Raw genomic sequence first — 9483 nt, 5'->3', positions numbered from 1 at the left:
GCGCTACAGGCCGGAATCGATGCCGCCGCTGCAGGCTGTGGCGAGGCTGGCGTCTGCGATGCAGTGCAACTCGACGCTTTGTTCGAGCAGCGCCTCAAGGCTCGCCATATGCTCGGCGTCAGACGTCCGGTCGTCGACGATGCGTGATGTCTCCAGGACGTCGAGCACATGCCAGAAACGCCGCTTCTCGATGCCGCCATCGCTGATCTTCCAGAGGCCGGCGGGAGGCAGGCGCTCGATGCCTTCGAAGACGCTGTAGCTGGAATCGCGGCTCTGCCAGGCAAGCCGCAAGGTGAGCTCGCGCGCGTCGACCCTGCGCGGGACGTCGTGGCAGGCGAGGATCGCCTTGTCCTCGGAGGCGAACAGCAGCCGGTCTGCGGTGTCGGCCACCGATATCGGCTTGATGCCAAGCCTGTCGCGGGCAAGCCACAACGCGCCATCGCGCTGATCGAGATAGGCAAAGGCAAACATGCCGTCGAACAGCGGCACAGCTTTTTCGACACCCCAGTGGTGCAGAGCCTGGAGCACCACCTCGGTGTCGGAGACCGTGCGGAAATCGAGGCCTTCGGCTTCCAGCGTCTTGCGCAGCGAACGGTAGTTGTAGACTTCGCCATTGTAGCAAAGGACGCCTTGCCCGTCGGATGTCAGCATGGGTTCTCGCGCGGCGGGCGAGGGGTCGATGATGGTGAGCCGGCGATGGCCGAGCGCCAGCCTGGCGCCATTCCAGCTATCGTGATCGTCGGGACCTCGATGCGCCAGCGCCTGCATCATGCGGGCGATGTCGGAAAGATCGCCAGCGCCGATCGGATCGCGCTTTCGCCAGACGCCGGCTATCCCGCACATGGCCCGCCGGCCGCTTCTGCCTGATCCATGGCTTCCCGAAGTCTGTCCGAATTCCAAAGACGCTGCCGAAGTCGGCGCGGCTCACAATCTAGAGCAATTCCAGGAAAAGTGCGTAGCGGTTTTCCGTCCGAGACAGGCTGCAAGTGGAGTGGCCCAGCGCCCGGGACAGGCGTGCGTCAGAAGCCGTGCTCGATGCGTTCGAAGATGACGTTGGTGAAGGCCGAAATCTGGCTGCCGATGAACGGACCGGTCAGCGCCACCACCAGCATGATGGCGACGATCTTGGGCACGAAGGTGAGGGTGATTTCCTGGATCTGGGTCAGCGCCTGGATGAGCGCGATGCCGATGCCGACCGCCATCGCCACAAGCACGACCGGCGCGGATGCGGTAAGCACCGTCCACACCGCGTACTGGACGATATCGAGGGCGTCGGCCTCATTCATGGGCAGCCCCTTGCGAAACCGGCTAAAGCAGGTCGCGTGAAAAAGGAATCACGCGACCTGTTTCAGGCTTTTTGATTTCAAGCATGTCTTCGTCCCGAAACCGGACCCACTTTCGGGAGACCTGCTTAGGCGGCCGGCTTGATCGAGACGCCCGCGCCGACGGGGATCTCGGTTCCGTCCTGCAGCACCGCGATCAGGCCGCTGCTGGCGAGCTTCACCGAAGCCACCGTTCCCGTGGTCTTGCCGTCGGCGGAGGTGATCGAACGGCCAATCAGCGCATCGGCCTGCGACAGCGCCGAGGACTGCATGATCTGATCGAGCTTGCTGTTGGCCTGCACCGACTGCTCGACCTGCGAGAAGGTCGCGAGCTGCGCGACATACTGCGTCGAATCCATCGGTTTGGTCGGATCCTGGTTCTTCATCTCGGCAATCAAGAGCTTCAGGAACGACTGGTAGTCGACCGCCGTCTTCGAGGTCTGCTGACTTGCCTGGTTGGCGCCAACCGGGATCGTCGTCGTCATGTCCACGGCCATCTTTATGCTCCCACAGCCAGCGCGCGCGGCGCTTCGGAAATGTCTTCATCGCCGTTGAGTGCCTGGCGCTCGAGCGGATAGAGCGCCCGTATCGCCTTCAGCGCCTCGTAGATGTGATCCTCGCCGACCATGCGGTCGATCTGCTTCAGCGCGTTGCAGATGTCCGGATTGTCGAAGGTTGCAATGAGCATCGGCAGCGAGCGGCGGAACATGTCGCGCGCCTCGGAGGCGCCCAACGGGTTCACCAGCATGATCTGCACGATGAAGTAGAGCTGCCTGAGCGGCGTCGAGGCCTGCTCGGCCTGGATGACATGGCTTTCGAGCAGGAACTGGACATCGTTCATCAGCTCGATGGTGACCTTGCGGTCGACGCGGATGACGGCGCCATTGATGTAGATCTTCTCGTTCGGCTTCAGCGAGATCTTCAGCGTGTTGGTCATTGGATGCCGTCTCGGATGATCTGGGAGACCTCGATCAGTCCTTCGAAATTGTTGGCGCGGCCTTGGCGAATGTCTTCCGTCTCGCGCAGCAGCCACAGGCCGATGGAGATCAGGTTGGCGCGCAGTTCCTTGGGCAGCGCATTGTCGCTGGAGCCAAGGTCCTCGACGAAGGTGGTCCAGATGCGGTTGGTGAAGTGCAGTGCCTCGACCGCTTCCATCGACTCCGGCCCGACGGCAGCCGCCGCGGCCAGCATATCGATCGATCGGGTGAGCAATTGCCGCTCCCGATCCTTGGCGTCGGCGACGGAGTCGGTCTGGATGTCGGCGTAGGAGAATTGATACATCGTCGGAGCTCTGCCGTTCCGGTTTATGTGTTCAGGTGAGATAGTTCAGCAGGCTGAGCTGCTGCAGGCGCGCGGTCAAGGCGAAGGACGTTTCGATATGCTGGGTCAGGTCGGCCACGCGGGTGGCGGCTTCGGCGGGATCGACGCCTTCGAGGTCGACGATATGCTTCTCGAAGAGATCGACCTGCGTCTTCATGCGGTCGCTGGCATCGGACACGCGCTTCTGGGCCAGGCCCACCTCGGACCGCACCTGGACGATGCCGCCGATGGCCTCGCCGACCAGTTCCTGCGCGCGGCTGGCGATCGTATTCTGGGCGGCTTCGCTGATGTTGCCGGTGACAAGAGTGCTGACCATGGCGGCCGCCATGGCGAGCTTGCGGATGCCCTGCTCGTTGGCGCTGACCGAAGTCTGGGTGGTTTCGTTCAGCGAAATGCGGCTGGTGATCTGGTCGTCGGTAGCGCTCGACCAGTTGGTTTGCCAGCCGGAGTCCAGGAATTGCGGCTCGACCTGGGTGGTGATGAAGTCGTCCATCTGGGCGGCGGTGATGTTGGCGGCTGCCGGGTCGTTCTGGGTGAAGCCGAAGTAGCTGGTGAAGGCAGCGTCGAACGCCGCCTTGGCGGGCGAGCCGGCAGCGCTGAAATCGTCGATCGGCTTGACGTCGGTGTTGGTGCCGGCAAACAGATATTCGCCGTTGACGCTGGTGTTCAGGATGCCGGTCATCTGCTGCAGCGCCGAGGCGCCGGCGGTCTGCAGGACGCTGGTCGAGGAGTCGCCCGACACGCCGGCGGTCAGCGCCGACAGGAAGCTCTGCGCGACATCGGAGAGCTGGCCGAGCGAATCCTGGGTCGATGCCAACCGAGCGCCGACCAGCGCGTTGGAATCGATGATGCCGTTCAGCCGGTCGAGGTCGCGCTGGAAGGTGACGGCCTGGGTCGTGCGTCCGCCAAGCGCCAGGCCGACATCCGCGACCTTGCCGGTCTGGGATTCCGTCGTCGCTTTGACGAGCTCAGCCTGCATGCGCATCTGCTGATAGCGCATGGCGTTGGAGATGGCGGCTGAAGAAACGGCTGTCGCTTTCATGGATTATCCCACCGCGCTCAACAGGGCGTTCAGCATGTCGTCGACCGTCTTCATCATCCGCGCCGACGCCTGATAGGTGTGCTCGAGGTCGAGAAGGAGCGACATCTCCTGATCGACATTGACGCCTGTTTCGTTCGACAGCGCCTCGGCCGTGCGCGTGGCCAGCGCCTCCTTGGCGTCGGCGTTGGTCGATGCCTGCTGGCGCACGCCCTCGAACCAGCCGATGGCGTTGGCGGCATAGTCCGAGACGCCGGAGCTGACGGTGATGCCGGCGGATGTGTCGAAAGCCATCGGCTGATCCAGCCTGTTGCCATAGGCGATCAGCAGGTCCGAATAAGAGGCGCCGCTGCCGGGGTTGGAAACATAGGCCGCGCCGTTGGCGCCGCCGTCGCGCAGCAGCGAGGGGCTGCCGCCGGCGCTCGGATCGAACGCGGCGTTGACGCTGATCGAACCGGCTAGGCCATTGACCAGGGTGCCGGCGGCCGGGATGGCCGGCGCGCCGGACCAGGTGAAGAGGCCTGCCGCGTCGGGCTGCGACGGCGCGGTCTCGGCAAATGCCGCGATCAGGCCGCGCGCGATTTCGTCGAGCTGGCTCTGCATGGTCGCGGCGACGCTGTCGCGCAGCTTGAGCATGCCGGCAAGCTTGCCGTCGGCGGTGGCGTTGTCGCCAGCGCCCGCCGAAAGCGGCACATTGTCGATGTAGATCGTATTGCCGGGGGTGCCGGCCGTGTAACCTGCCGAGGGCGTGAAGGTCACCGACCGCGGCACCGTCTCGAACAGCGTCGTGCCATCAGTGGTGGTGATGACCATGTCGTTGTCGCCGCGCGTGAAGGTCGAGACCGGGACATATTCCGCGATCTTCTTCAGAAGCGCATCGCGCTGGTCGAGCGCATCGGACACGTCCGTGCCGGAACGGGTGCCCGAGATGACGGCCTTGTTGGCGTCCTGGAACTGGCTGAGCAGCGAGTTGAGGTCGTCGACGGCGGTCGCGATCTGGCCGTCGGTCTGGGTGCGGAAGTCCTGGATCGCCTTGGTGCCGCCGTTCAGCGAGTTCACCACCTGCTTGGCCGCGTCGATGACGGCGGTGCCAAGGTTCTGGTTCGAAGGCGTCGTGGCATAGAGCTGCAACTGTTGCTGCAGGTTGGCGATCGCGGTCGACGGGGACGACGCATTGTCGACCCCGTTGACCGAGAGGTCGAGCTGATCCATGCCGCTATAGAGCGCGCTCTGGCCGCTCCATGCCGACAGCGCGGAAAGGTTCTGGCGGAACAGAAGGTCGTTGGCGGCGCGCTGTATCTCCACCGATCGCGCGCCGGGCGCCGTGCTGGTGACGACGGCGACGCGACGGGCATAGTCCGGGTTGGACGCGTCGGCCACATTGCGCGACACGACGCTGGTTTGCTTGGATGTGGCCAGGAGCGCCGACTGGGCGATGCTTAATGCGGTGGAAAGCGACATGCGGGTCTTTCACGGGCTGGCGCCCGATGGGTTATCTCTTGAGGTTGACGAGGACGTCCATGAGGTCGGAACCGGTCTGGAAGACTTTCGAATTGGCGGTGTAACTGCGCTGCGCCGCGATCATGTTGGTCAGTTCCTCGGCGATATCGACGTTGGAGTTTTCGAGCGCGCCCGAGACGACCGAGCCAAGCTTTCCTTCATTGGCAAAGCCGATGCGGACGGCGCCTGAATCCGCGCTCTGCACGTAGACGTTGCCCGGCATCGCGGTGAGGTTGTCGGGGCTCTGAACGTCGGCCAGCGGTATCTTGTAGAGCGGCTTGGTGGTGCCGTCCTGATACTGCGCGTAGATGACGCCGTCCTGGCTGATCTGGATCTTCTCGATCGTGCTCGGAGGATTGCCGTTGACCTTGGCGTCGGAGACCGTGAAGCCGGTTCCAAGCTGCGTCATCTTGGAGAGATCGAGGTTGAGGGTCGAGCCGTTCGGCACCGTGAAGGAGATGCCCGTGGTCGCGCCGGTGAGCTTGCCGGTGGTGGTATCGAAGGTGAGGTTGGCCGAGCCCAGCGCGCCGCCCGTATAGGGGAAGGACGTGCCGGGAGTAGCCTTCGACTGGTCGAAGACCGAGACCGACCAGGTGCCGGTGCCCGTCTTGGTGAAATAGACGTCGAGCAGCACCTTGTTGCCGAGATTGTCGTAAGCGACCAGCGAGGATTTCGATGTGTATTCGGCGGTCGCGCTGTTGGTGGACGGCAGGCTGCCGGCTGCGACTGGGGTCGCGCCCGCCGGCAGGTTGCCGGTGAAATTGCCTTCGGTGCTCGGCGTCGCCGTCATCTCCTGGTCGGAGATCTGCACCGGCACCAGGCCTTCGAAGCCGTTGGCGGTCGCGGCCGGATCGCCATTGGCGTAGCTGTAGGCCATGAGCTGGTAGCCCGCGGCATTTACCAGCCGACCCTCGGCATCCGGAATGAAGGCGCCGGCGCGGGTGAGATAGGGTGTGCCGCTCGGATCCTGCACGACGAAGAAGCCGTCGCCGTTGACGGCGAGGTCGGACACCGAGGTGGTGTACTGAAGAACACCTTGCGAGCTGATGGCGGAGCGGATCGTCGTCGTGACGCCGCCCGAATTGTAGGCGCCGCCGGTGGTCGGCATGATCAGCGTCGAGAATTCAGCGGAGGAGCGCTTGTAGCCGGTGGTGTCGGAGTTGGCGATGTTGTCGGCCACCGTGGACAAGCGGTTGGCCTGCGCGTTCATACCGGAGACGCCGGTCCGCATCATTCCGTAGAGGCTCATAGATACATCTCCTCGATGCACGAAGCGCGTCGCGTCGGGGCGGCGCGCTTTATGTCTTTGTTTGATGCATGCCGTTCTCCCAAAACCGCTGCGCACTTTTGGGCGGCATGCACTAGGTCAGAGGCCATGAGGGTAGGCTTCGTGTCTTGCGCGAGGCTGGCGCGGACCGTGCCGGCGGCAGCCATCAGAACACCAGCCGGTAACCGAGGAACCGCTTGGAATCGATCGGGTCGTGGCCAAGCTTCTCGCGCAGTTTCTTGCGCAGCTTCGAGATGTGGCTCTCGACCACGTTCTCCTCGACCTCTTCGTCGAAGATGCCGTAGATGGCGTTGAACACCTGCGTCTTGGTCACGCGGCGGCCGCGATTGCTGGCCAGATATTCCAGGATGCGCCGCTCGCGCCGCGGCAGCGGCAGCGGCTCGCCGTCGATCTCCGGATCGCGGCCGTCCATGAAGATGCGCATCGAGCCGACTTCGGTGTAGGCGGCCTCTTCATGGGCGCGGCGGCGGATGGCGGTGATGCGGGCGAGTATCTCGCGGATGTGCACGGGCTTGCGGACGACGTCGTCGACGCCGCTCTCGAAAAGCCGCAGCGTGTGTTCCAGCGAGTGCTGCTCGCTGAGCGCGATCACCGGCGCGCCGGTGCGGTCGCGGATCTGGCGCGGCGAGATGGCGCCGTCGCGGCAGTCGCCGATGAGGAAGGCCCTGACGGATCTGAGGTCGGTGTCGGCGGCGGAACTCACCCACTCGCCGAACTCGCCCGGCGCGAAGCCCGCGGTGGCGACGCCCTCGCGATCGAAAAGTGAGCTATAACCCTCAGTTACGAGCTCGCGCTCATCAACGATCACGATCATCGGCCCGCCCTCCGAATCATCTCATTTGCCCCGTGCGGAAAGGGGTACCCGGTGGCGTGAATCCTGAAAAACCGTCATTTCTTGTAGCTATTTTCTTGGGAGTTTTTTGGGGAGCCGTAATAAAAGCCGGCTGCAAAATGTATTGGCGGTACCGGATCGAGGACGATATTGGGGCCGTCGAGCGCCTCGACGGCGGTCGACCAGGGGTCGTTGTCGCAACAACTATTGATTGCAGAACGCGCTGGCGTTCGGCGTCCATTTGCCGAAACCGGTGGCGACCATGTTGGCGATGACGCGGCAGACATAGATCTTTTGCGCCGGGTCATTGTCGGGGCCGGCATGATAGCGGGCGACGGCCATCGACCAGGTCATGTGCCGGGCATGGAGGCTGACCAGGAAGCGCGCCGCGTAGTCGACGTTCTGGTGCGGGTCGAGCATGTCCCCGACGCTGCGGAAATGATCGCCGTGATAGCGATGATTGATCTGCATGCAGCCAAGATCGATCAGCGTCTTGCCCTCGCGGCGGGCATTCTCGAATGTCGCAAGCGCCTCGCCGCGGCTGTGCGGGAAGACAGCTTTTCCTTCTATATTCAAGGCATTAGGCTGGAGGCTGCCTTTCTTTCCCGTTTCCGTCAGGCCAACCGCATAGAGGATACCAGCCGGCACGCCGTAGCGGTCGGCGGCGCGCAGGATTTCCGGCTCGCAAGGATTGGCGGCGGCCTTGGCGGCAACGACAGCCAGGCTAGATATAGATATCGTCGCCAGCGCGCTCGCGAAGAGGCGAAGCAGCGCGGCCGATTTCCTGTGCGCCATTGCTGTCGTTCCTTCCCGGTTGGCGGCCGCCGCCGGCACTGTCGCCGCCCGAATTCCCTGGCTGGAACGAAGGCTGGTCGCGGCCCGCCGACATCGGCGGCGTGCTGGTTGCATCGGTGCGGCCGGCTGAATGAACTGCTATCGAGGGTTGCAGGATGGTAACATGATCGACCTCGAAACCGAGACCGCGCATCGACTTGACGATCGCGTCGCTGTCGGCGGTCAGGCGGCGGTATGCCTCATGCGTCTGTGGCTTCATCTCAATCGAAAGCTGTTCTCCCGAGAGCCTCAGGCTGGCGGTCACCACGCCAAGCTCCGAAGGATGAAGCTCGATCTTCAGGACGTGTGTCGGAACGGCAACAGAATTGGCCGTTTGAGCGGCGGCCGCGGCGCTTGAAAAGGTCTGCTGGACGCCGGTGTCCGAGGCGATCGCCTCGACCAGCGCCGATGCCGTCTGGCTGATGGTAGTTTGCGCCGGCGCCGGGAAGCTCTGCTCGCTGACGACATCCATGCGCCCGGCGGCGGATGGCTTGGCCTGGTTGAGCGATGCGATGGATTGCGCCGCTTGCGCGGTCTTCTGGGCGGCTGCCGGCCGCCAGCCTCGCGGCGCTGCGGCGTCGGTCTCGGTTCCAGTTGTTCCGGGCAGGACGATGTCGTCCTTGCGGACCAATGTGGCGGGGCCGGCGCTGGCTGGTTTCTGGCCGAAGGCGGGTTCGGGTTTGTCCGTCGCCATCGTGGCGCGAGCGGATCGCGGCAACGGCTCGGAGCTTTCGGTGGCGTCGGCCGATATGCGTTTGCCCTGACGGATCGCGAGCTGCGAAGGGGCGGATTGGCCGAGGGAGGATTGGATCCCAGCCTCTCCCTCGGCGGCCGATCCGCTGCGATCGGCATTTGTCGACGTTGCGAAATGGCGGATGTCGCCCAGCGCCATCAACAAGGGCAGGCGATCCTCAAACGGAGCGGCATCCGACGATTGCGCCGCCGCACCGGCATCGTCCGCGGCCTTCATATGGTCGGCATCAGCTTTGTTCTTCGCGGCTTTTCCAGTCGCCGGCTTCTGCGCGGCAGTCCTGGTCTGTCCATCCTGGCCAGCCTGTGTCTTGGCCGGACCGGCGAGGGGACGCCGTGTCGGATGGGCATTCGGGGAGACAGACTCCGCCGACTGCTTGCCCTGCAAGGCCGGCTTCTCGGCGCCATTCACCATCTCGCCGAAATTCGCGCCTTTTTCCTTCCCGTCGGCAGCGTGCTGCCGCGACTGGGCGTGGGCAGAGCCGAGTCCCGGCAAGGCCTGGCTGATGCTGGTCATTTGGGAGCGGCTCCGAGCAACTGGTCAATTTGGTCGAGCTGACGGCGCGCGTTGAGCATCGCGGCGTCGGTGGGATCGTGC

Annotated in this window: 11 protein-coding genes; all 11 read right to left on the bottom strand. The window is 64.1% G+C overall.

Features of this window, described 5'->3' with window-relative positions:
- Positions 1–3 precede the first annotated feature (3 nt).
- The 11 genes from EOA38_RS18160 to EOA38_RS18110 all read right to left on the bottom strand — a co-directional run bounded on the left by EOA38_RS18160 (position 4) and on the right by EOA38_RS18110 (position 9402).
- Positions 4–843, bottom strand: a complete 840-nt coding sequence (locus tag EOA38_RS18160) for a hypothetical protein (protein WP_127299859.1) — start codon at positions 841–843, stop codon at positions 4–6.
- A 176-nt stretch (positions 844–1019) separates the two neighbouring features.
- On the bottom strand, positions 1020–1286 hold the full coding sequence (fliQ, locus tag EOA38_RS18155) for a flagellar biosynthesis protein FliQ (RefSeq protein ID WP_027165133.1): 267 nt from the start codon (positions 1284–1286) through the stop codon (positions 1020–1022).
- 125 nt (positions 1287–1411) lie between these two features.
- Entirely contained in the window at positions 1412–1819 is a 408-nt protein-coding gene (gene flgD / locus EOA38_RS18150; RefSeq protein ID WP_127299858.1) for a flagellar hook assembly protein FlgD, read from the bottom strand.
- Between the two features lie 2 nt (positions 1820–1821).
- Positions 1822–2259 (bottom strand): flagellar biosynthesis repressor FlbT, encoded by a 438-nt coding sequence (gene flbT / locus EOA38_RS18145; RefSeq protein WP_126092176.1) that lies wholly within the window; start codon positions 2257–2259, stop codon positions 1822–1824.
- Complete coding sequence (gene flaF / locus EOA38_RS18140) at positions 2256–2603, bottom strand: flagellar biosynthesis regulator FlaF (protein WP_126092177.1); 348 nt, start codon at positions 2601–2603, stop codon at positions 2256–2258. Before flaF ends, flbT begins: the two co-directional genes overlap by 4 nt.
- 31 nt (positions 2604–2634) lie before the next feature.
- A complete protein-coding gene (locus tag EOA38_RS18135; RefSeq protein WP_126092178.1) occupies positions 2635–3684 on the bottom strand; it encodes a flagellar hook-associated family protein in 1050 nt (349 codons plus the stop codon).
- Between the two features lie 3 nt (positions 3685–3687).
- Positions 3688–5142 carry a flagellar hook-associated protein FlgK gene (gene flgK / locus EOA38_RS18130; RefSeq protein WP_126092179.1) on the bottom strand — a complete coding sequence of 485 codons (1455 nt, stop codon included), beginning with the start codon at positions 5140–5142 and terminating at the stop codon, positions 3688–3690.
- A 31-nt stretch (positions 5143–5173) separates the two neighbouring features.
- Entirely contained in the window at positions 5174–6430 is a 1257-nt protein-coding gene (locus EOA38_RS18125) for a flagellar hook protein FlgE (protein ID WP_126092180.1), read from the bottom strand.
- Positions 6431–6614: 184 nt separating this feature from the next.
- Positions 6615–7283 (bottom strand): response regulator transcription factor, encoded by a 669-nt coding sequence (locus EOA38_RS18120; protein ID WP_126092181.1) that lies wholly within the window; start codon positions 7281–7283, stop codon positions 6615–6617.
- A gap of 222 nt (positions 7284–7505) precedes the next feature.
- Complete coding sequence (locus EOA38_RS18115) at positions 7506–8096, bottom strand: transglycosylase SLT domain-containing protein (RefSeq protein ID WP_245464891.1); 591 nt, start codon at positions 8094–8096, stop codon at positions 7506–7508.
- Complete coding sequence (locus tag EOA38_RS18110; RefSeq protein ID WP_126092182.1) at positions 8026–9402, bottom strand: flagellar hook-length control protein FliK; 1377 nt, start codon at positions 9400–9402, stop codon at positions 8026–8028. Before EOA38_RS18110 ends, EOA38_RS18115 begins: the two co-directional genes overlap by 71 nt.
- Between the last annotated feature and the right edge of the window lie 81 nt (positions 9403–9483).

It is taken from the genome of Mesorhizobium sp. M1E.F.Ca.ET.041.01.1.1 (assembly GCF_003997355.1).
Taxonomy (GTDB): Bacteria; Pseudomonadota; Alphaproteobacteria; order Rhizobiales; family Rhizobiaceae; genus Mesorhizobium.
Note: the sequence above shows the minus strand (reverse complement) of the source record. Positions and strands in the feature narration are given on the sequence as shown.